Raw genomic sequence first — 22,792 nt, 5'->3', positions numbered from 1 at the left:
ATGAATGAAACACTAAAGAGATCAATATCTGGTGCTATATATATAATTTTATTGCTGGCTTCAATACTGTATTCGTCTGAAAGTTTTTTTATATTGTTTGGAATATTCTTAATAATTGCAATCTATGAATTTTGCAATTTAATTCAAATAAACAAAACACCTTCCATTCTTTTCGGAATATTAGTTTATGCATCTGTAACTTTATTTAGTTGTTATAATAAGGTCACTACTGATACAATAAATAAAATATTTAACAGTGATTTTGATTTTTCAATCAATACAAAACAGTTAGATCTCATTTTATTAGTAATATCTCTTGTAGTTTCTATTAAGTGTATATTATTTTTATTTTATGACAAAATTCAAAACACAAGTATATCATCAAAATATCTATACTTATTAGGGTATATTATTCTTCCGTTTATATTTATCACAAAAATATCTTTCGGAATAAAAGACTATAATCCTAAAATAATAATTGGATTATTTATTATCATTTGGACAAATGACACCTTTGCTTTTATTGTTGGAAAATCTATTGGTAAAAACAAATTATTTGAAAAAATTTCACCAAAAAAAACAATTGAAGGATTCATTGGAGGAATTGTTTTTTCAATTTTGGCAGGTTATTTAATTTCAAAATATTATATAAAAGCTAGCCCGCAATTTAGCGCAAGGTCCATAATGATTTGGACTTCTATTGCATTAATTGTTGGAATTTTCGGTACTATTGGAGATTTAATCGAGTCCAAATTTAAACGTATTGCAGGAGTAAAAGACAGCGGAAAAATTATGCCTGGCCATGGAGGCATCCTAGATCGACTAGATAGTGTTATATTTGTAGCACCAATTATATTTTTATTTTACCAAATTCTAAACTATGTTTCATAAAGAAGGCACTCAATCAATTTTAATAGGTACAGTTATTACTGCCATTGTGCTTTTATTATCCGATAAATTCATTGACACCAATTGGATTAAAATGACCATACAAATCAGTATGTTCGCATTATTAATTATCATTTTACAATTTTTCAGAAACCCAAAACGCAACTTCATTCTCAATGAAAACCAAATTCTGGCTCCGGTAGACGGGAAAGTAGTGGTAATTGAAGAGGTGTATGAAGGCGAATACCTTAAAGAAAAACGCATTCAGGTTTCCATATTTATGTCGCCATTAAATGTTCACGTAACTCGGTATGCTCTTAGCGGCCTTGTAAAATTCAGTAAATATCATCCTGGGAAATTTTTAGTAGCTTGGCATCCAAAAGCTAGCGAAGAAAACGAAAGAACAACGATTGTTATCGAAAATAAAACTTTTGGTGAAGTGCTATATCGTCAAATCGCGGGTGCTTTGGCACGAAGAATTGTCAATTATGCCAAAGAAGGTGAACAAGTCAAGCAAGGTGAAGACGCTGGTTTTATTAAATTTGGCTCAAGAGTTGATATTTTTTTACCTTTGGGAACGCAAATAAATGTTGTGCTTAATCAGAAAGCCATTGGAGGCAAAACAATTATTGCAACAAAACTGAATGAATAAAAAAGACTTAGATACACGGTTTCAAGAAGCTGTCGAAATTGCTTCACAAATGACTCAGGCATCATTACCGCAAGATGTCCAACTAAGACTTTATGCATTTTACAAACAGGCAACTTATGGAACATTAAGTTACAATCATTCTGAAAGTTATGATTTAAGAAATGCTTTCAAAACCAATGCCTGGATTCAAATTAGCCATTTATCCGTTGATGAAGCAAAAGAACAATACATAGAAATTATAAAATCCATATTGGAAAATTAGTTCTGATTATGAAATGGGCATAACCAAAACTCAATATGAAAAAAAAAGTTGAAATGTGACCCGAGCTTTTGTGAACAGGAGAATCAATTCCATATTCCTTTAAAAAACAAATATAAACTTTGTATGAAAAAGTTAAGTTTACTACTATCAAATTTACTGCTACTTTCACTATTACTTTCCTGTAACAACAAAAAATACACTGAAGTTGTTGATGTGCCGTTGCCAGATGTTGAACAGAAAACAACAATAATGGGAGTTCCTGACGATATTAAAGCCACTGAAGGCTCATTCCAACTTGAAAAATTGGCTTATTCTTACGATGCTTTGGCACCAAGTATCTCGGCATCAACAATGGAAAACCATTTTTCTAAACATTATTTGACCTACACCAATAATTTGAATAAAGCCATTGCGGGAACAGCATTAGAGAATCTAACCATCGAAGAAGTATTGGCAAAATTAGACCCGAGTGTCCTTGATATTAAAAATAATGCAGGCGGATATTACAACCATTCCTTGTATTTTAAATGTATGACACCAAAAGCTGGAGGACAACCACAAGATACTTTGGCAACTGCCATCAATAAGAAATTTGGCTCTTTTGACAACTTTACTACTGCATTCAAAGACGAAGCCACAAAACAATTTGGTTCGGGTTGGGTTTGGTTAATAGTAGATCGATCGGGAAATCTTCAAATTACCAGCACTCAAAATCAGGACAATCCCTTAATGCGAAATGCAACAATACCCGGCAAACCGATTCTGGCTTTAGACCTTTGGGAACACGCCTACTACTTGGATTATCAATACAAAAGAAAAAATTATGTTGATGCTTTTTTCAATATAATCGATTGGAAAAAAGTGGGTGAAAATTATGAGGAAGCTTTGAGGAAGTAAACTTGAAGTTTATTAATAAGATTGAATAAGTTATATCACAAAAAATCAATCAACTCTAAAGGTTTAAACCGAAATTATAAATGAATGTCTCATCTAAATTCAGACAAATGTATTGGGCAAAACTAATTACCGGTTTTGTTGCTGGAATCTTTTTTGCTACAATGTTTTTCAATGTTTCAATAATGGAAAATTAAATTTTCAATATGCACCAACTTGGATTGCAATATTAATAATTATTTTTTTAATTTTAGAAATCATTTCAATTCTAATGCTGTAAACTATAAGTGTAACCGATAAAGGAATTGAATTCAAGTATCTATTGTTTAATAAAAGTAAGCTATTAGAATATAATAATATTTTAAATATAGAAAGGGTTAAAATTCAGCAATGGGTTAGAAGTGGGCCAATAAGTGATGGTTATCATCAAAGTATCCTAAACTTAGTTAATGGCAAACAGGTATCTATTTCACCTGATAGATTTGAGAATTACAGTGATATTATTTATGCAATTCGATCAAATTTGAAACAAGAGTCTTAACAGAGTCCCTTTTGTCAAGCACAATAACTCATCAAGTAAAGGTTTATTTGTCATTTCGACCAACGGGAGAAATCACATAGCTAGAGCAACTAATGCGATTTCTCCTGCGCCGAAATGACAAGTTTACAGTTAAACAATCAAGTCAAGATTGTATTACAACTGAAAAATAAACGATTCCGAAGGGCCAATACTGATTTGGGCTTTTCCTTCACCATTTTCCACTTTCAATTGCGTCGTTTTTTTATGATACAATTGATCGGTGATGGTATAAGTTCCATCTTTCAAATTCCATTTTTGAATAATATCCGCAGGAATTCGTAAGTCGAAATTACTGGAAGCCAACGAATAAAAATTAGTCACAACAATCAATTTTTGAGTATCCGACCAACGCGTATAAGCATAAATCGCAATATCATAACCGGGTGTGATGTTTCGATTTGCAGTTTGTATTTCCTGAAATTTCCCCATCAAAGCCGAACTATTGATAGAAAAATTCAACAACCTTTTATAAAAATCACGTAGGTCTTTTTCGTCTTGCGAAAGTTGTCCTCCATCAAATTTCCCTCCATTCATCCAACGTTGATGATTTGGCACACCAACATAATCATAAATTGAAGTTCTGGAATGAGTCCCAAAACCGGCATTTTCATTTCCGGCTTCCCCTACTTCCTGACCAAAATAAATCATCATAGGCGCAGTGCTTATCGTTGCCGAAACTACCATTAGCGGCTTTCCTTTTTCTGGCGTTCCGGCAAATTCAGGACTAGCCAAACGTTGTTCATCGTGATTATCTAAAAACTTAAGCATATGATGTTCTATATCAGCCATTCGATGTTCAATATCCGAAAGTCCGTCAGGCCAAGTTTTTCCTTGAATTACGGCTTTCAAATGGTCGTAGGTTTCGACTTTGTCATACAAATAATCCATTTTTCCGAGACGAATATAATTGCGATATTCATTTGGATTGTACACTTCGGCCATCAAGAAAGCCTCCGGATTTTTAACTTTTATCGCTGAATTCATATAACTCCAGAATTCATACGGCACCATTTCGGCCATATCATATCGAAAACCATCTACGCCTTTTGCTGTCCAATACAAGGCAATATCACGGAATTTCTTCCAAGAACTCGGAACATCCTTATCCCTCCAAAAATCGAAATGTTCTTGGTTTGATTTGGTGTCAAAACCGGCGGGAAGTTCCGGAAAATCTTTCGAACCATCAGGACGAATTCCATAATTTACTTTCACGGTTTCGTACCAATCATTTTTATCTGGTTTTGCCATTCGTGAACCGTTACCCGTCCATTTTGCTGGGAATTCATCAAATTTCCCATCAATTAGCGGGTTATTTTCACCGTTTAAAGGATGAATGCCATCAGGGACTTCAAAATGAGTATTGGGAATATAATAAAAGTTGTTGTCGCGTTTGTATTCTACTGATGTATCATCGTCAGCACCAAAATCTCTCACGCCTTTTGGATTACTTTTTCCTTCATATTTTCGAGCAATATGATTGGGAACAATATCAATAATTACCTTCAATCCCGCTTTGTGGGTTCGGGCAATCAAGTCTTCGAATTCTTGCAAACGATTAGCAGGATTTACAGCCAAATCAGGGTTTACATTATAATAATCTTTAACGGCATATGGCGAACCAGCGCGACCTTTTACCACTTCGGGATCATCGTTTGAAACTCCAATCGAAGTATAATCACGAACCAAAGCATGATGCGGAACTCCGGTGTACCAAATATAAGTAACGCCCAAATCCTTGATTTCATTCAATGCTTTATCCGTAAAATCATTAAACTTCCCTACTCCATTTTCCTCGATGGTTCCCCAAGGTTTGTTGGTCTTGTTTTTGTTGCCAAATAATCTGGTAAAAACCTGATAAACAACTATTTTATTTTCTGATGTAATTCGTTTCTTATCTGAATTCATTTTTGTTGCTGAAGTTTTACAGGCTGTCGCCAAAAGCATTATGCTTATTCCTGCAACAATAGTTATTTTTTTTATCATAGTAAATTATTTTTCCTAATTTTTATTGCTAATTATGAAATCCTATCCAAATGAATTAACAACTTCTAAAAATACTATTTTTTTGCTATCAATTTAAGAATCATTCAAGATTTATCTGGAACTATTCACTAGAATTGGAACTACAACGAAACAGTATTCCTTTTTGTTGATAAGTTTAAAATCGAAATCGTATGAAACATTCATCATTTTTGGACAGTTATAAATAAATCATAATATGGATTCAGGTTGTTTCCTTTTTCTTAAATTTGGCAAAAAATAAATCCATTGAAGAAATCACTATTTTTCATAAGTTGTTGTTTAGTAGTTCTAAGTTTCCAAAACCTTTTGGCGCAAGTACCAAAAAAAATCCTTGTAGAACATTCTGATTATTTCGATGTAAACCAAGTGGAAGCTCCAGATGCTGTATTGCTTACCGGAAATGTGCGTGTCAATCACGACGGTGTAATTATGACTTGCAACAAAGCTTATTATTTCCAAAAGGAAAATTACATAAAAGCCTTTGGAAACGTGCAATTAGTGCAAGGCGACACTTTATACCTCAACAGCAAATATGCTGAATACAATGGCAATATGAAACAGGCTTTTGCTACCGGAGATGCCGTTATGCGTTCGCCTGAATCAACTATGATTACAGATACAATTAATTTCAATCGAAACACACAAGAAGTCTATTACAACTCGAATGGAACGATTACCAACAGAGAAAATACGTTGAAAAGCATGTCTGGAAAATACTTTGTTGCAGAAAAAAAATTTCAATTCCTGACTGCGGTTACCATCACGAATCCAAAATATGTCATCAAGTCAAATCACTTGGATTATTACAGTAATTCTGGACATTCATACCTTTTTGGACCGTCAACAATCACCAGTAAAGCCAATTATATTTATACCGAAAAAGGATTTTATGATACCAAAAAAAATGTGGCGCATTTTCTTCGGAAGTCCTACATTAGATACGATGACCGATTGATTGAAGGCGATAGTTTATATTATGACCGAAACCGGGAATTTGCTTCAGCAACGCGGAATGTAAAAATAACCGACTCCATAAATCGGGGAATTGTTAAAGGCCATTATGCCGAAATTTACAAAAATCAGGACTCGATGTTTGTCACTAAAAGAGCCGTGGCGGTCAACTTTGTCGATAACGATTCTGTTTATATTCACGGAAAAAAGCTAATGGTTACGGGTCCAGAAGGCAATCGAATTATTCGCGCTTTTAATAATGTTCGTTTTTATAAAACCGATATGAGCGGAAAATGTGATTCGCTGCATTCCAGCTCAAAAATAGCGTTGACAAAACTCATGGGAAATCCAATTCTTTGGAACGGTGATAGCCAAATTACAGGCGATGTGATGCATCTCATTGGCAACAACACCACCAAAAAACTCGATTCGCTCAAGGTGCTCAACAATACGTTTCTGGTCTCGAAAGACACACTCGGCACAGGTTTCAACCAGGTAAAAGGACAAAATCTCTACGGCAAATTCGAGGACGGGAAACTCCACGATGTCGATATCATAAAAAACACCGAAGTTATTTATTATATGCGGAATGAAACTCACGATCTCATTGGTATCAACAAAAACGTGAGCAGTAAAATCAATATTATTTTTAATAAGAATGCTATAGAAACCATCACTTTTTTCAAGCAAATTGACGGAGATATTTATCCCGAAAAAGACTTGCCCGAAAACGCACGAAGACTGCGGGCGTTGTTTTGGCGTGGCGATGAAAGAATAAAATCAAAAGACGATATTTTTCCGCCCGAAGAAAATATAGAAAACGATAAACTCATCAAGCAAGGCAAAGCTGAAAATGACAAGAAAAATGTTCCGATGAAAATCCGGAAGGAAACATTGAATTACGATAAGAAGAAGAAAAAGTGATCAGTGGTCAATTGCAGAATTCAATTCTAATAAATACATAAAATAAAACTCCGTGAACTTTGCGAAAATCTTTGAGAACTTTGCGGTTAAAAACATAAAACGTGAACAACGATTTCATAAAATACCAAGCCCAAACTTCTCCCTATCCTTTAGGAATGGAAGTTTCACACGCAAAAGGTTCTTATATTTTCGATACTAACAATAAAAAATACCTGGATTTTGTGGCTGGAGTTTCGGCTTGCACGCTTGGGCATCAACCGCCAAGAGTAAATCAGGCTATTAAAGACCAATTGGACAAATATTCGCACGTGATGGTTTATGGCGAATATTCGCAAAGTCCGGCCGTGGAATATTGCAAATTGCTGGCTTCTCTTCTGACCAAACCATTAGATAAAACCTATCTCGTCAATTCCGGTACCGAAGCCATTGAAGGCGCCTTAAAACTCGCCAGAAGAACAACAGGCAGAAGCCAATTGATTTCTTGCCACAATGCGTATCACGGCAACACAATGGGCTCTATGAGCATGATGGGATTTGAAGAACGCAAGAGAATTTTTCGTCCTTTGATTCCCGATGTCGAATTTATCACCTTCAACAACGAAGCTGATTTAGAAAAAATAACCACTAAAACTGCCGGGATTCTTCTTGAAACCATTCAAGGTGGCGCCGGATTTATTCAACCTCAGAACGATTTCCTGAAAAAAGTCAGAGAACGTTGTACGGAAGTGGGCGCAATGATGATTCTCGACGAAATCCAACCGGGTTTTGGTAGAACGGGAAAACTTTTTGGATTCCAAAATTACGATGTCGTTCCTGATATTGTCGTTATGGGAAAAGGAATGGGTGGTGGGATGCCTGTGGGTGCTTTCACAGCATCCTCGGAAATGATGGATTTGTTGAGCCACGATCCCAAATTGGGACACATCACGACTTTTGGTGGACATCCTGTCATTGCGGCAGCCTGTTTGGCCACTTTGCAGGAAATTACCGAAACAAATTTGATGACGGAGGCTTTGGAAAAGGAAAAACTCTTCAGATCACTTTTGGTACATCCTTTGATAAAAGAAATTCGAGGAAAAGGATTAATGTTGGCGGCAATGACAGAAAGCGCAACAGTAACTAACGAAGTGATTCTGAAATGCCAAGACAGGGGACTAATTTTATTTTGGTTACTTTTCGAAGAATGTGCCATAAGAATTACACCGCCATTAACAATTTCCGAAGATGAAATTCGGGAAGGTTGCGAGATTATGATTGAGGTAATGAATGAAATAATGATTTAAGATTGCAGATTAACGATTTTTGATTTCAGATTAAAATTGCCATTGATATTGTCATTGAAAATCTGTTAACTAAATTGTTCACAACAATTCTAAATTTTCCTCACACTAATACCTAGGTTGCCTAATTTTATTTTGGGCAAACCAAAAAAATATAAAGTATGCAATTAAGCAACGAGGAAGAAGAATATAACTTATCCCTATCCAAATTTGAGTCAATGTTGAAAACCAACAAAGTGCTCTTTTTTGACTCCGAAGAATTTGAAGAAATTATTCTTCATTATCTCGATATGGGAAAAGCCAATCTGGCTAAAAAAGCCTTAAAACTGGCTTTGGAACAACATCCGAAATCAACTGGATTAAAACTTGTCCAGGTTGAAATGCTGGTTTATGACGACAAGCTCGAACAAGCTGAAAAGTTATTGAACGAATTGTACGCCATCGAACCAACAAACGAAGAAATCTACATTCAAAAAGCAAATATTTGTTCCAAAAGAGACCAACACGAAAAAGCGGTCGAATTACTCAAAATTGCTTTAGAATATACCGATGATTTAGCTGATGTCTACAATTTAATCGGGATGGAATATCTGTTTATGGACAATCTGGAAATGGCCAAAGAAAGCTTTATCAAATGTCTGGAAGAAGATCTTGAAGACCAATCGGCTTTGTATAACGTGGTCTATTGTTTCGAATTTTTAGACCAAAATCAGGAAGCAATTGACTATTTAAAAAAATACATTGACCAAAATCCATACAGCGAAATCGCTTGGCATCAATTGGGTCGCTTGCATTATGGCGTAAAAGAATATGAAAGTGCCATTCGAGCCTTTGATTATGCTACGCTAATTGACGATGAATTCCTGGGTGCTTTTATGGAAAGAGCCAAGGCTTTGGAACGATTGAAAAAATACAAAGAAGCAATTGAAAGCTACAACAGAACCATCGAATTAGATGAGCCAACTTCGTATGCTTTGCTACGAATAGGTAAATGCTACGAAAAGTTAGGCAACAAAGTGCAGGCTTTAAAATATTTCAATAAAACGGTTCATGAGGATCCTCTTTTGGATAAAGGCTGGATTGCCATTACCGATTTTTACATTCGCCAAAAAAACTATCAGAAAGCCTTATTTTTCGTCAATAAAGCATTAGCGATTGACAATCAAAATCGTTTGTATTGGAAACGTTATGCCTCTATAAATAAGCAGCTGAACCTTTTTGAAGAAGCGGAATTTGGCTATCGAAAAGCGGTTGAATTTGGTGATTACGAACTGGATACTTGGTTGTTTTGGGTTGATATTCTTCTGTTTTTGGGCGAATTCGAAAGCGCGATACAAACTTTGTTGCAAGCCTCGGAATATTTCCCGGAAGAGAATGAAGTCGAATATCGTTTGGCGGGATTGTACTTTATGATTCAGGATACGACCAAAGCTAAATTTCATTTGAGCAATGCAATGCGTTTGAATTTTGACAATTATATTCTTATCGAAGATTTATTCCCAGTGGTTTGGGCACGAAAAATGGTGCAGAATTACATTGCAAAACACAAAAAATAATTTTATTAAAATAAAAACAGACACAAATTTCACGAATTTACACTAATTAATTGGTGTAAATTCGTGAATTAAAAATCAGCGAATACCAAAATAAATAATATTAAATGAGCTAAATTTGTGTTTTAATAAACTACTATAAAAATGCTGGATACAATACGAAAACGCTTTGGTTTACTGGGACACAACATTAGTTATTCTTTCTCGAAAGGGTATTTTACCGAAAAATTCAACAACGAAAACTTTGTAGGTTGCACTTACGAGAATTTTGATATTCCAGAAATAAGGGCTTTTCAGGAAATCATAAAAAACACTCCCGACTTAAAAGGTTTGAATGTCACAATTCCGTACAAAGAAGTGGTGATTCCTTATTTGGATAAATTATCTGAAAAAGCAACAGAAATTGGCGCCGTAAATACCATAAAGATTACCAAAAAAGGGAGGCTGAAAGGTTACAACACCGATTATTATGGTTTTATGAAATCATTGGAACCGCTATTGCAACCGCATCACAAAAAAGCACTGATTCTGGGAACTGGCGGCGCATCAAAAGGCGTGGCGTATGCCTTGAAAGAATTGGGTATTTTATACACCTTTGTTTCCAGAGAAGCCAAAGAAGGTATTATCGATTACGGCCGAATCAACGCCACAACTTTTGACAATTACCAAATCATCATTAATTCTACACCAGTAGGAACAAGTCCAAATACCGAGGCTTTCCCTTTGATTCCCTACGAATATTTTACCGAAAAGCACATTGCTTACGACCTGATTTACAATCCAGCGGAAACCCAATTCCTTAAAAAAGCTGCAGCACTTGGAGCACAAACTAAAAACGGACAAGATATGCTTATTTTTCAGGCGGAGAAAGCGTGGGAAATATGGAATAAGTAGAAGCAATTCGTTACTTTATTAGTACACTAAATGTATTAATTATGAACTGGAGCTCCAAAATCATCACGCATAAAGGCAGCAAAAGAATCGCAGTTTATTTCGATAAAAATGCCGAATTAATCGTCCGAATTAAAAAATTTGATGGGGCTAGATGGAGTCAATCGCTGATGGCTTGGCACCTTCCGGACACGCAGGAAAACAGGGAACGATTCAACTTATCGCCCCACTCCCACTCGTTGCCTTCGGTTGAAGGAATGGAACAAATCGAAAAATTCAAGCAATGGCTGCGTTCCAAACGGTATAGCGAAAGCACTCTAAAAACATATAGCGAAGCTTTGAAATCATTCCTAATTTTCTATCGTGATAAATCCATTGCTGAAATTACCAATGAAGATGTGATTATCTACAATAACGAATTTATTTTAAAGAACTATCTATCAGCCTCGTACCAAAACCAAATCGTTAATGCTATCAAATTGTTTTTCGCAACAGGAAGAGCAACAAAGATTGAAATAGATAAAATACACCGACCAAAACGATCTAAACCATTGCCCAATGTGTTGAGCAAAGAAGAAATAAAGGCTATTTTAGGAGCATTGACTAATGTTAAACACAAAGCCATGTTGAGTTTAATTTATGCCTGTGGATTGCGACGAAGCGAATTATTGAATCTTACTTTTGGTGATATTCAAAGCGATAGAAAATTGTTAATCATTAAACAATCAAAAGGAAAAAAGGATAGAATCGTGTCTCTAAGTGACAAGATAATAGAAATACTGAGAGAATATTATAAAAGCTATAAGCCCAAGAAATGGCTTTTTGAAGGACAACAAGGAAATACAAAATATTCTGACAGAAGTTTAGAAGAAGTTTTAAAAAAAAGTATTAGATTGGCAGGAATTAATAAACCCGTAAGTTTGCATTGGCTGCAGCATAGTTACGCCACTCATTTACTGGAAAACGGAACAGATTTAAGATACATACAGGAATTATTAGGCCACAACAGTAGTAAAACAACTGAAATACATACCCACGTAAGCACAAAAAGCATACAAAACATTAAATCGCCTTTTGATGATTTATAAAAATAAACCTCAACTCTAGTTGAGCAAAGCGTCCAAAAAAAGTAAGATATACTCAGTTTTTGGATTAAAAACTGAGTATATAAACGAGTTAGTGGCAATGCTCCAAAAATTCCGCACAAGAAAAAAAAAGGTAAATTTACCGCTATAATTTTGATTATATTAAAATATTACATACTTTTGAGGTGAATTTACCTTAACAACTATGATAAATAATATTTTAAATAAAAGTCTTGAATATTCTGGAAATTCATTAGAAGAATTGTTTCAATTTAAATTAGAGCAATCTGGTTTAAGTAAAACTCAATTTGAAAAATTGGCTGGAATGGAGAGAAAAAGTCTAGATTCAATTTTAAATAAAACTTCAAAACAAACTGATATAGCGAAATTAGTAAAACTTGGAGAGTTTCTAGAAATAAGTCTTGAAGATTTATTAATATTACACTTCAACGAAAGACCTGTAGAAGAAATAAAAGAGTTACAAGACTCTATGGATATTACATTTATAAATAAGTTTTTCGATATAAAAACATTAACTAGTTTAGGCTTTATCGGCAGAAATGACAGCATAGAACAATTAAAAGAGAGAATCTGTCGTTTTTTTGAAATTGAATCAATTTATGATTATGATATTCAGTTAAATGAAGCATTATACAGTAGAACAAAAAAAACTTTCAGCGATAAAATGAAAGATTTTTGGATAAAATCCAGTTACAAATACTTTGAATCTGTAAATAATCCAAACGAATTCGACAGAAAAAGTTTAATTGAACTGATTCCTAAAATTAAACCTTATACAAAAAATATTGAAAATGGTTTAAAAACAGTTTTTCAAGCCCTATACAATATAGGAATTACAATTGTGTTTCAACCATCTTTACCTAAAACTCAAATTAGAGGTGCAACATTTATTGTAAACAACAAACCTTGTATTGTAATAACTGATTTTAATAAAAATTATGCAACAATTTGGTTTTCATTAATTCACGAATTACATCACGTACTTTATGATTTAGAAATTATTGAAAAAACTAGTTATCATTTATCAGGTGAACCAGATTTATTTTTAATTCAGGAAGACCGAGCTAATGAATTTGCTTCTGAATATTTATTTTCTAGTGAAAAAATGAGATATATTGAGAAGTTAATTCATAATAAAGTTGTTGTTACAAAATTAGCCAATGATTGTCAAATTCATCCTTCAATAATTTATTCGCAATTTCAATGGAGACAATCTGAAATTGGCAATGATTATTGGGGAGCTTTTAAAGACCAATTTCCAAACATTTCAATTGTAACTAAAAACTTAAATATCGCAAATTGGAACGTTGAATCAATAAAAGAAACATCATTAAAAATAAGAGAATTATTAACAGTATCATAATCGAAAATGAAAGAAAATAAAAAGAAAATTATAGAAAGAAATCTCTCCAAAGAAGACATTGAGAGATTAGAGTTACTCCAAAAATCCGAAGAAATTAAAGGCGAACAGTTAGTCTTAAATATGGATTCTGAATTAGCAATAGAAAACGAAGCTGAAAAATTATTAGGGCAAAAAATTGATGACCCTGTGACTAAATTTCAGCTTTATTACAATGGATTAACTAAACTTTTAAAAGATAATTTACCAAAAGGTAAAGAATTTGAAGATGTTAGAAGAATCATATATGATGAAAAAAATATTCTTATAAATCGAGGAGCCAAAAAAGATGAAAAGGGAATTAGAGGTAGTGATGGTAGAATGGCTTATATGGACGATTTAGAGATTGCCATTAAGATTGTTGCAGACTGGACAAGCAAAAAAGGAACTTCTGCAGAGCTTTTTATGTTGTTTTGGGATAAAAATGAAGAATTAAATTATGGACATCAAGACTAAATAAAAGCACAGCCTACAACAGCTAGAGTTTCGTTGCGTGCGCAGCACGAACAATGAAACTCCGGTTGAACGGAACCGGAGTACCTGCCGTCAACACTATGGAGTTATCGTAAAGTTTTGAGAGAGAATAGTAAGAGGATTTATAGTCCTCTTTTTTTGGAACAATTTGAAGGTCATTTTATAGTGTCTTCGGTCACTTTTGGGTCATACTTGCCCTTACCCATAATTTAGCTTTTACAGGGAATGGATTTTTGGCTACCGCCAAGATACCAAGCAGGAAAACCACGGTGGTCAAAAAAAGCTATTCGATGCAAATTATCTGTTTTTGCAACAAGGACATTTAGGAAGAAAGGGTTTCTCTGTACTTTTACTTGTAGTTTCTCAAATCGATTGCTACCGAAGGTTTAGATCAACAGTTGTTTGACAATATAGCCGGTTTAGGTATTTTTCTTAAACCACACTGATTAATTAAGGTTTTGTGTATATTCGTAAAAAAATTGGTCTTAAAAAACCGCAACAAACACAAGGTGACGAAATGTTGCGTGTTAGTTTCGAGCGACAGCAAAAATAAAGAAAATGAGAAAAATAATTTTAATTGCTTTTATTACATTGATTGGTTGTAATAAATCAATAGGTCATGGAAATATTCAAAAAGAAAAACAAATTTTCGTTTGTCCACCTTGTGGCGAAAGTTATGATAGTATAACTTATGAAAAAGAAGGAATCTGTCCGTATTGTGATATGAAATTGATCCCTAAAACAAGTTTAGGAACTAAAAAAAATGCAAACAAAAAGGATTTAACAATCTGTTTTTATTTGCAGGATAATGTCGAGTTATTAGATTTTGCGGGACCAATGGAAGTATTTACCGCTGCAGGATTTAAAGTGTTTACGGTGTCAAAAACAAAAGACAGAATTACTTCCCAAGGAGTGTTAACAATAATCCCAGAATACAGCATCCAAGACGCACCGAAGTCAGATGTTATGGTTTTCTTTGGAGGCAGTCACAGTACCCCTACAAATGACCCAGCCGTGATTTCGTGGATAAAATCTCGTAAAAAAAATACTGACTACTTTATATCAGTTTGTACAGGCGCATTTATCATGGGAAAAGCAGGGATATTAGACAACCTTACTGCAACAACTTTTCATAGCCAAATTGAAGCACTTCAAAAAGCATTGCCAACAACCAAAGTATTACCAAATGTACGTTTTGTAGATAATGGAAATGTAATTACAACTGCCGGAATTTCGGCTGGAATTGACGGAGCATTACATTTTGTCGCTAAAATAAAAGGCGAAGAATTTGCTAAAAAAATCGCCAAAATTATCGAATATGATAAATGGATTCCTGAACAAGGCTTAATTGTAAATAAAAAATAATTTAGAAAAAAACTAAAAATAAAACCGAACAACAGCCAGAGTTTTGTTGCTTTAATGAAACAAACCCGTGTTGAACCCTTCGACAAACCCAGGACAGGATCCAGAGTACCTGCCATTAACACTATGGAGTTATCGTAAAGTTTTGAGAGAGAATTCCAGAATTTTGAAATTGCCCATATGTCAACATCGGATGGAATAGGAATTGAGCTGTTTTCCTTTCCTAATGGAATTAAAGAAGCACTAGAATTTAACCCTTCAATACAGTACTTTTCCACTTTTGTGTTCAAGACCCAAATATTGAAGAATTGACAAATAAAATTGTTGAATACGTAGGAAAAACAATGTATGCCAATAAGAGAATATTATCCCAATGAAAAAACCATAAAATGGTTTATGTTGAAGACCCATTTGGAATAGTGTTCGAGATTTATACACACAGCTACGAATTAACCTACTCTTCTGGAGCGTATCAAAATTAAAAAAAGCACTTATACCTCATCGCCATTTTTTATACAATAACAAAAAAAAAGCCCCAATCGAAGCTTTTCCAATATACAAAACTCAAGCTTATTTGCTCAAATACATTTTTCTTCGAGAATATAATTCATAAAACTGGTCGTCCTTCAAATCGTCAATAAACAAGATGCTTTCTCCGGTTGATTTCATTTCTGGTCCCAACGCTTTGTTCACATTATGGAACTTGCTGAAAGAGAAAACCGGTTGCTTGATCGCATATCCTTTCAACTGCGGATTGAATTTGAAATCCGTCACTTTATTCACCCCAAGCATTACTTTCGTGGCATAATTTACATAAGGCTCGCCATACGCTTTTGCAATAAACGGAACAGTACGAGAAGCTCTTGGATTGGCTTCAATGATATAAACGATATCGTCTTTTATCGCAAACTGAATGTTGATTAAACCAACGGTTTGCAAAGCCAAAGCGATTTTTTTGGTATGATCTTTTATTTGGGTCATCACAAATTCACCTAAATTAAACGGTGGCAAAGTGGCATTACTGTCACCAGAATGTACTCCGCAAGGCTCTATATGTTCCATTATTCCAATGATGTACACGTTTTCACCATCGCAAATGGCATCGGCTTCGGCTTCGATGGCACCGTCTAAATAATGGTCTAAAAGCAATTTATTTCCCGGAATCGTTTTCAATAAATTGATAACGTGTTCTTCTAATTCTTGTTTGTTGATCACGATTTTCATTCCCTGACCACCCAATACATATGAGGGACGAATCAATAAGGGAAAATCCAAAGTATCTGCCAAAGCAGAGGCTTCGTCGGCCGTTTCAGCAATCCCGAATTGTGGGAAAGGAATTTTTAAATCAGTCAAAAGTTCCGAGAATCTTCCTCTGTCTTCGGCTAAATCCAAAGCATCGAAACTGGTTCCAATAATTTTAATTCCGTATTTGGCCAATTTTTCCGCAATTTTCAAGGCCGTTTGTCCGCCTAATTGCACGATGACACCTTCTGGTTTTTCGTGTTGGATAATATCGTAAATATGTTCCCAAAATACCGGTTCGAAATACAATTTATCGGCAGTGTCAAAATCAGTCGAAACCGTTTCGGGATTACAGTTAATCATGATAGTTTCGTAACCACATTCTTTGGCTGCAAGAACTCCGTGAACACAAGAATAATCAAATTCTATTCCTTGACCAATTCTATTTGGACCTGAACCCAAAACTATTATTTTTTTCTTTTCGGTTACGATACTTTCGCTATGAACGTAACGTTCTCCGTTTGCTTTTTCAATTTCAGCTTCAAAAGTCGAGTAATAATAAGGAGTTTGCGCTTTAAACTCGGCAGCACAAGTATCAACCAATTTAAATACCCGATTGATGTTCATTTCGATACGCAAATTGTGAATTTGACTTTCTAAACAACCCAACATATGTGCAATTTGTCTGTCAGCAAAACCTTTTTGTTTCGCTTCCAAAAGCAATTCTCTTGGTAAAGTTTCTAATTTGAAGTTTGATATTTCTTTTTCCAAAGTATATAATTCCTCGTATTGTTTCAAGAACCACATATCGATTTTGGTAATTTCATGAATGCGACTCAACGGAATTCCCATTGCGATAGCATCATAAATCACGAAAACACGATCCCAACTTGCAAAAGTCAGTTTCTCGATAATTTGTTCGTAGTTTGTATATCCTTTTCCGTCAGCTCCTAGCCCATTTCTTTTGATTTCCAAAGATTGCGTCGCTTTATGCAAAGCTTCTTGGAACGAACGTCCAATTCCCATTACTTCACCCACGGATTTCATTTGAAGTCCTAAAGTTCTGTCGGCACCTTCGAATTTATCGAAATTCCAACGTGGTATTTTCACAATCACATAATCCAAAGTTGGTTCGAACAGCGCCGAAGTCGATTTGGTGATTTGGTTTTGCAATTCGTCCAGATTATAACCCAAAGCCAGTTTTGAAGCAATTTTTGCAATAGGATAACCCGTGGCTTTTGATGCCAAAGCCGATGAACGAGACACACGAGGATTGATTTCAATTGCCACAATATCTTCTTTTTCGTCAGGCGAAACAGCGAATTGCACGTTACAACCACCTGCAAAATTCCCGATGCTGCGCATCATCAAGATGGCATAATCACGCATTCTTTGAAAAGTGGTATCCGACAAAGTCATCGCTGGTGCAACCGTTATGGAATCTCCGGTGTGAATTCCCATTGGATCCATATTTTCGATAGAACAGATAATGACTACGTTATCGTTTTTATCCCTTAAAAGTTCTAATTCATATTCTTTCCAACCCATCAAAGCTTTATCAATCAAGACTTCATGAATTGGCGAAGCTTCCAATCCGCGGGTTAAAAGTTCGTTGAAATCTTCTTTTTTGTACACTATTGCCGCTCCAGTTCCACCAAGTGTAAACGAAGGGCGAATCACTAATGGAAAACCAAATTCCTGTGCAATTTCTTTTCCCTGAAGGAAAGAAGTAGCTGTTTTAGCAGGTGCAGTAGGAACTCCAATTCGTTCTAAAAGTTGTTTAAATTGTTCTCTGTCTTCGGTAATGTTAATGGCATTTACGTCGACACCAATTAATTTCACTCCAAAATCTGCCCAAATCCCTTTTTCATCCGCTTCAAGACATAAGTTCAAAGCGGTTTGTCCTCCCATCGTTGGCAAAACCGCATCGATTTGCGGATGCGCTTTTAAAATTTGGATAATCGATTTGGTTGTAAGTGGTAACAAATAAATATGATCAGCCATCGATGGGTCGGTCATAATCGTTGCCGGATTCGAGTTAATCAGGATAACTTCGATTCCTTCTTCACGTATAGAACGTGCCGATTGGGAACCTGCATAATCAAATTCGCAAGCTTGACCGATAACGATTGGACCTGAACCTATTATTAAAACCGATTTTATTGAATTGTCTTTTGGCATTGTGCAGTTATTTATTGTTTTTCTATTTGTTTAAAGTTTAGTGTTTACAGTTAGCTGCGCAACTTTAAACCTTAAGCCTAAACTTTTATTCACGATAAGATATAAAAAAAGGCGATACTAATAACAGTAACGCCTTTATGTATGTTTATAAAAACATTATTTTTTGTGTCTTGGTTCACTAGAAACAGTCAATTTGTGTCTACCTTTTGCTCTACGACGAGCTAGGACTTTTCTTCCATTTGCAGAAGCCATTCTGTCCATAAATCCGTGCTTATTTCTTCTTTTTCTTTTCGATGGTTGAAACGTTCTTTTGCTCATTGCTTTGTATCTTTAAAAATGTATTTACGATGTCTTAATAGTTTTGAATTTTGTTATTCTAAAACCGAGTGCAAATATACAAAGACTTTTATTTCTGGCAAGTGGTTTTATAAATTTTTTTTTAATTCCTTTTACTATCTTTGCAAACTTAAATATATACATCATGTTTCATAAAAACATTAAACTTATTATCTCTGGACTTATTGTGGCTGCTGCTGTTTGGCAATTTACCGAATCTAATATTGGCAATGGAATCTTCCTTATATTATTGACTGCAATTCCAATTTTTCTTTATTTTAAAAACGAGTTTATTTTATTGGCATTCCTTAAATTAAGAAAACAAGATTTTGAAGGTGCTAAAAAATGGTTAGCTTACATCAAAAATCCTGAAGCTGCTTTGGTGCAAAAACAACAAGGATATTTCAATTATTTGCACGGAATTATGCTTTCGCAAACGAATATTAATCAAGCGGAAAAATATTTTAAGAAAGCTATTGAATTAGGATTATCTATGGATATGGATTTGGCTGTTGCCAAATTAAATCTCGCCGGAGTTGCTATGACAAGAAGAAGAAAACTAGAAGCGACCAGCTTACTCAATGAAGCTAAAAAATTAGATAAGCAGAACATGTTGGCTGACCAAATCAAGATGATGAAAGAACAAATGAAGAAAATATAAATCCTCTCCCCGACCCACTCCAAAGGATAGGAAGATTATACTTGCCACAAACTATACTAATTTGATTAGTGAAGTTTGTGGTATTTTTTTATTATAAAATAATTTTAGGTAAATTTTCATTAAGCCATTTGTATTTACTCAAAATCATAATGTGGGTTCCGCCTTTTACCGCGATACAATTTTGAATGTTTTTTATGGGAAAAATGGCATCCGCATCACCGTGTATGTGAATCACATTTTTATCTATTTCTTCTCTGTCCCACAAGATCATTTGTTCGATTGCCCAATCCAAATACGTCTTTTCTCGCATTGACATGTATTTTTGATACAACTTGATTCTCTGTTTGATGACATTACCGAAAGAAAATTTTGCCAATGATTCCATATTTTGAAACAGACTGGTAGGCATTAATTTATAGGCTTTAGTTGTTTTGGCAATTTTCATTGTCAATGGCAATTCAAGATTTGATTTGACGCTGGAAATAATGATCAGTTTTCTCAAATCTAAAAAGTGAGCCATTTCCTGAACCAGAACACCTCCAAATGATACCCCAATCAAAACTGCTTTTTCATATTTGACTAATTTTGACATCCTTTTGGCGTATTCCAATAAAGTTTCATTGTTTTTAGGAGTTTCCCAATCCAGTAAATGAATCTCAAAAGTGGATTCCGGTAATTTTATCCTTTCAAAAATCAACGAATTGGCCGCCAAGCCTGGCATCATGTAAACATGTATTTTGCTCATAATTGGGTTTTTACTATTTTACAAGGGCATTCCGATTTATTATTACGAATTTTGTATAAAATTAATTATTATTTTAAAACCAACTTCGATTCCAACTTTATATTATCTATAAATTATGACAACTAAACTATTTGAAGCAAATTCAAGAGGCAAAGCAGATTATGGTTGGCTTAAAGCCAATTTCTCTTTTTCCTTCGGAAATTATTACAATCCGGGGCGAGTTCAATTTGGAATGCTACGTGTTTTAAACGATGACACCATTGATGGCGGAACAGGTTTTGGCACACATCCACACGACAATATGGAAATCATCACGATTCCGCTTGAAGGAGGCTTAAAACATCGAGACAGTATGGGCAACGAAGGCGTTATTCATTTTGGAGAAGTGCAAGTCATGAGTGCAGGAACCGGAATTCAACATTCCGAGATGAATGCAAGCCAAAAAGAACAGGCAAAAACATTACAGCTATGGGTATTTCCTGACAAGCAAGACGTAAAACCAAGATACGAACAGAAATCGTTTAATATTGAAAATCAAATCAATACCTTTGTAAATATTGTTTCTCCAAAAGATAAAAATGATGGTCAAGCATTATGGGTTTACCAGCAAACTTTCTTTAATCTGGGAATTTTCGAAAAAGGCACAACCATCACTTATAAAGTAAATATCCCCCAAAACGGCGTTTATCTTTTTTTGATTGAAGGCGAAATTGAAGTCGACAATCAGATTTTGAAAGAAAGAGACGCAATGGAAATTATTGATGTTGAACAATTTAAAATCAAAATCAATTCGAAATCAAAAATACTTTTGGTCGAAGTGCCAATGAATTAAAATAAATTATTATGGAATCCGCAGTCATCATTGAAATCAAGGACAATACTTTTGCCAGACAATTTGAAACAATAACCAATCAAGGATTAGTTACGGTCGAATATTCTTTTCAAGAGAAAAAAATATTTTTAACAAAAATCAATGTCCCAGATTTATTTGACGATGAGATTTTCATATCAAACCTACTTAAAAATATTATGGCAATTGCTATGGAAAGAAAGCTGAAAGTGGTTCCCATACTTCCCAAAATTGTCGTATTTTTCAAAAAAAATCCAGTCTATAAAGAACTGCTTCCTCCTGGAATACGACTATAAAAGAGGGCTATTTCTTAAAGAAAACACCCCCCTCTTTTATGTAAATGTCACAACCATTTAATCCTAGTCCCTTCTGTTCCCAGGTCTTTCTGATTTGTCTGAAGAAGGAGGCACTGGTTTTCCCACCGGACGTGTGGTCGAAGGTACCGCTCGATGTATCCAAGGTCTTGTCTCCGGACGGGTAGCTGAAGGCACAACTTTTTTTGTTGCCTGACGAGTTGTTGAAGGCGAGACTGGTTGTGTAGCTGGACGTGTTGTTGGAGGAGTTATTCGATGTATCCAAGGTCTTGCCCCTGATGGAGTTCCCGGTTGTGTTCTAGAAGGAGCAACAGATCTTGTTGGTGATGAGGGTGTTATTATTCTCCTCTCAGGAGCCATTGGTTTTTTATAAGTTCTACCATCATAAACTCCATTATACCTACCGTCCCTTTTGTACTGTCTGACAATTGAAGAAGTTTGTCTTTTTTTAAAATAATAAGAATGGCTAATGGGGTATCTTATATATCCCGATCGACGGTAAAAATTATTGGTATAATAGTGTCTATGAAAATCCCAATAAACATGGAAAAATATAGGTGACCATGGATGCCAATAAGTTGGGTAAAAACCCCAATGCCAAGGAGAAATATAAACCGAAAACACTGGAGAAAACAAGTAAGCGATTATTGGCCAATCATTGGCATAATAAATAGCACTCCCTGTAACAATTACCCTTTGATTCCCAACATAACCAGGGTTTGGGTTTTCTGAAAAAGACGGTTCTATAATGAAATTCTTTCCATAAAGGTCTTCGTCTCCAATTATTTGAACAATAACCTTTCCCGCATAGTTTTTATGTCCTTCAATAACGGCTACATCTTGGTATTCATAATTGTTTATGGCAACTCGAAGTACCACCGAAAAAGAGTTATTATTCTTATTCCCAATCACCTCAATATAATCTATGACATTGTCATTGTTCAAATCGAGGTTATTAATGTTTGATTCTTTGTCATTTAATCTTCTTTCAAATTCTTCCAATGTTGGAGATTTTTGAAAAACATCCAATACAGCATAGAGATTTAAATTATCCCCAGGCAAACCTAGAGCTAAAGGCTCATTTCCTATTTGGGAAAACACAGATGCACATAACAAACTTGTTGTTAAAAACACTAAAACAAAAATTATTTTTTTCATGACTCACCATTTTTATATTAAAAAATAAACGAACTACAAGTTACAAAATATATTTTTAATACACTTA

At 34.7% G+C, this 22,792-nt stretch carries 20 protein-coding genes and 2 pseudogenes; 16 read left to right on the top strand and 6 right to left on the bottom strand.

Annotation, left to right across the window (positions count from 1 at the left end; all coding sequences use genetic code 11):
• From IR213_RS08665 to IR213_RS08650, 4 genes are all read left to right on the top strand, one after another.
• On the top strand, positions 1-891 hold the full coding sequence (locus IR213_RS08665) for a phosphatidate cytidylyltransferase (protein WP_194311912.1): 891 nt from the start codon (positions 1-3) through the stop codon (positions 889-891).
• On the top strand, positions 881-1,540 hold the full coding sequence (locus tag IR213_RS08660; protein WP_194311911.1) for a phosphatidylserine decarboxylase family protein: 660 nt from the start codon (positions 881-883) through the stop codon (positions 1,538-1,540). Before IR213_RS08665 ends, IR213_RS08660 begins: the two co-directional genes overlap by 11 nt.
• On the top strand, positions 1,533-1,802 hold the full coding sequence (locus tag IR213_RS08655) for an acyl-CoA-binding protein (RefSeq protein WP_194311910.1): 270 nt from the start codon (positions 1,533-1,535) through the stop codon (positions 1,800-1,802). Before IR213_RS08660 ends, IR213_RS08655 begins: the two co-directional genes overlap by 8 nt.
• A 123-nt stretch (positions 1,803-1,925) precedes the next feature.
• A complete protein-coding gene (locus IR213_RS08650; protein ID WP_194311909.1) occupies positions 1,926-2,699 on the top strand; it encodes a superoxide dismutase in 774 nt (257 codons plus the stop codon).
• Between the two features lie 691 nt (positions 2,700-3,390).
• Here IR213_RS08650 and IR213_RS08645 read toward each other — a convergent pair.
• Positions 3,391-5,259, bottom strand: a complete 1,869-nt coding sequence (locus IR213_RS08645) for an alpha-amylase family protein (protein ID WP_194311908.1) — start codon at positions 5,257-5,259, stop codon at positions 3,391-3,393.
• 285 nt (positions 5,260-5,544) lie between these two features.
• Between IR213_RS08645 and IR213_RS08640 the strand changes: the two genes are divergently transcribed.
• The 7 genes from IR213_RS08640 to IR213_RS08610 all read left to right on the top strand — a co-directional run bounded on the left by IR213_RS08640 (position 5,545) and on the right by IR213_RS08610 (position 13,858).
• Positions 5,545-7,173 (top strand): OstA-like protein, encoded by a 1,629-nt coding sequence (locus IR213_RS08640; protein WP_194311907.1) that lies wholly within the window; start codon positions 5,545-5,547, stop codon positions 7,171-7,173.
• A 101-nt stretch (positions 7,174-7,274) separates the two neighbouring features.
• Positions 7,275-8,456 (top strand): aspartate aminotransferase family protein, encoded by a 1,182-nt coding sequence (locus IR213_RS08635; protein ID WP_194311906.1) that lies wholly within the window; start codon positions 7,275-7,277, stop codon positions 8,454-8,456.
• A 158-nt stretch (positions 8,457-8,614) separates the two neighbouring features.
• On the top strand, positions 8,615-10,009 hold the full coding sequence (locus tag IR213_RS08630; RefSeq protein WP_194311905.1) for a tetratricopeptide repeat protein: 1,395 nt from the start codon (positions 8,615-8,617) through the stop codon (positions 10,007-10,009).
• A gap of 141 nt (positions 10,010-10,150) precedes the next feature.
• The gene (locus IR213_RS08625; protein ID WP_194311904.1) at positions 10,151-10,900 is read left to right on the top strand and encodes a shikimate dehydrogenase family protein; all 750 of its coding nucleotides are present in this window, start codon (positions 10,151-10,153) and stop codon (positions 10,898-10,900) included.
• Positions 10,901-10,941: 41 nt separating this feature from the next.
• Positions 10,942-11,985: a tyrosine-type recombinase/integrase gene (locus IR213_RS08620; RefSeq protein WP_194311903.1), complete on the top strand. Its 1,044-nt coding sequence runs from the start codon at positions 10,942-10,944 to the stop codon at positions 11,983-11,985.
• Positions 11,986-12,187: 202 nt separating this feature from the next.
• Positions 12,188-13,366: an ImmA/IrrE family metallo-endopeptidase gene (locus tag IR213_RS08615; RefSeq protein WP_194311902.1), complete on the top strand. Its 1,179-nt coding sequence runs from the start codon at positions 12,188-12,190 to the stop codon at positions 13,364-13,366.
• 6 nt (positions 13,367-13,372) lie between these two features.
• Complete coding sequence (locus tag IR213_RS08610; protein WP_194311901.1) at positions 13,373-13,858, top strand: hypothetical protein; 486 nt, start codon at positions 13,373-13,375, stop codon at positions 13,856-13,858.
• Between the two features lie 227 nt (positions 13,859-14,085).
• Here the strand turns inward: IR213_RS08610 and IR213_RS16720 are convergent.
• Positions 14,086-14,227: pseudogene (locus tag IR213_RS16720) on the bottom strand (IS91 family transposase); the annotation flags it as partial.
• A gap of 207 nt (positions 14,228-14,434) precedes the next feature.
• On the opposite strand from IR213_RS16720, the gene IR213_RS08605 reads away from it, so the two are divergent.
• Positions 14,435-15,241 (top strand): DJ-1/PfpI family protein, encoded by an 807-nt coding sequence (locus tag IR213_RS08605; protein WP_194311900.1) that lies wholly within the window; start codon positions 14,435-14,437, stop codon positions 15,239-15,241.
• Between the two features lie 159 nt (positions 15,242-15,400).
• A pseudogene (locus IR213_RS16300) lies at positions 15,401-15,720 on the top strand (glyoxalase); the annotation flags it as partial.
• A gap of 88 nt (positions 15,721-15,808) precedes the next feature.
• On the opposite strand, the gene carB reads toward IR213_RS16300, so the two are convergent.
• Together carB and rpmH are read right to left on the bottom strand one after the other, a co-directional pair.
• Positions 15,809-18,661 (bottom strand): carbamoyl-phosphate synthase large subunit, encoded by a 2,853-nt coding sequence (gene carB, locus IR213_RS08600; RefSeq protein WP_194311899.1) that lies wholly within the window; start codon positions 18,659-18,661, stop codon positions 15,809-15,811.
• A 156-nt stretch (positions 18,662-18,817) separates the two neighbouring features.
• Positions 18,818-18,979 (bottom strand): 50S ribosomal protein L34, encoded by a 162-nt coding sequence (rpmH, locus tag IR213_RS08595; RefSeq protein ID WP_008464848.1) that lies wholly within the window; start codon positions 18,977-18,979, stop codon positions 18,818-18,820.
• A 163-nt stretch (positions 18,980-19,142) separates the two neighbouring features.
• On the opposite strand from rpmH, the gene IR213_RS08590 reads away from it, so the two are divergent.
• Complete coding sequence (locus IR213_RS08590) at positions 19,143-19,658, top strand: DUF2892 domain-containing protein (RefSeq protein ID WP_194311898.1); 516 nt, start codon at positions 19,143-19,145, stop codon at positions 19,656-19,658.
• 91 nt (positions 19,659-19,749) lie between these two features.
• Here the strand turns inward: IR213_RS08590 and IR213_RS08585 are convergent, their stop codons facing one another.
• Positions 19,750-20,403: an alpha/beta hydrolase family protein gene (locus IR213_RS08585; protein ID WP_194311897.1), complete on the bottom strand. Its 654-nt coding sequence runs from the start codon at positions 20,401-20,403 to the stop codon at positions 19,750-19,752.
• Positions 20,404-20,518: 115 nt separating this feature from the next.
• Between IR213_RS08585 and IR213_RS08580 the strand changes: the two genes are divergently transcribed.
• Both IR213_RS08580 and IR213_RS08575 read left to right on the top strand, forming a co-directional pair.
• The gene (locus tag IR213_RS08580; protein ID WP_194311896.1) at positions 20,519-21,235 is read left to right on the top strand and encodes a pirin family protein; all 717 of its coding nucleotides are present in this window, start codon (positions 20,519-20,521) and stop codon (positions 21,233-21,235) included.
• A 29-nt stretch (positions 21,236-21,264) separates the two neighbouring features.
• Positions 21,265-21,549: a GNAT family N-acetyltransferase gene (locus tag IR213_RS08575; protein WP_194311946.1), complete on the top strand. Its 285-nt coding sequence runs from the start codon at positions 21,265-21,267 to the stop codon at positions 21,547-21,549.
• Positions 21,550-21,612: 63 nt separating this feature from the next.
• Here the strand turns inward: IR213_RS08575 and IR213_RS08570 are convergent, their stop codons facing one another.
• The gene (locus IR213_RS08570) at positions 21,613-22,725 is read right to left on the bottom strand and encodes a hypothetical protein (RefSeq protein WP_194311895.1); all 1,113 of its coding nucleotides are present in this window, start codon (positions 22,723-22,725) and stop codon (positions 21,613-21,615) included.
• Between the last annotated feature and the right edge of the window lie 67 nt (positions 22,726-22,792).

The organism is Flavobacterium soyangense, assembly GCF_015277675.1.
Classification (GTDB): Bacteria; Bacteroidota; Bacteroidia; order Flavobacteriales; family Flavobacteriaceae; genus Flavobacterium; species Flavobacterium soyangense.
This window is presented reverse-complemented; position numbering and strand designations above follow the sequence as displayed.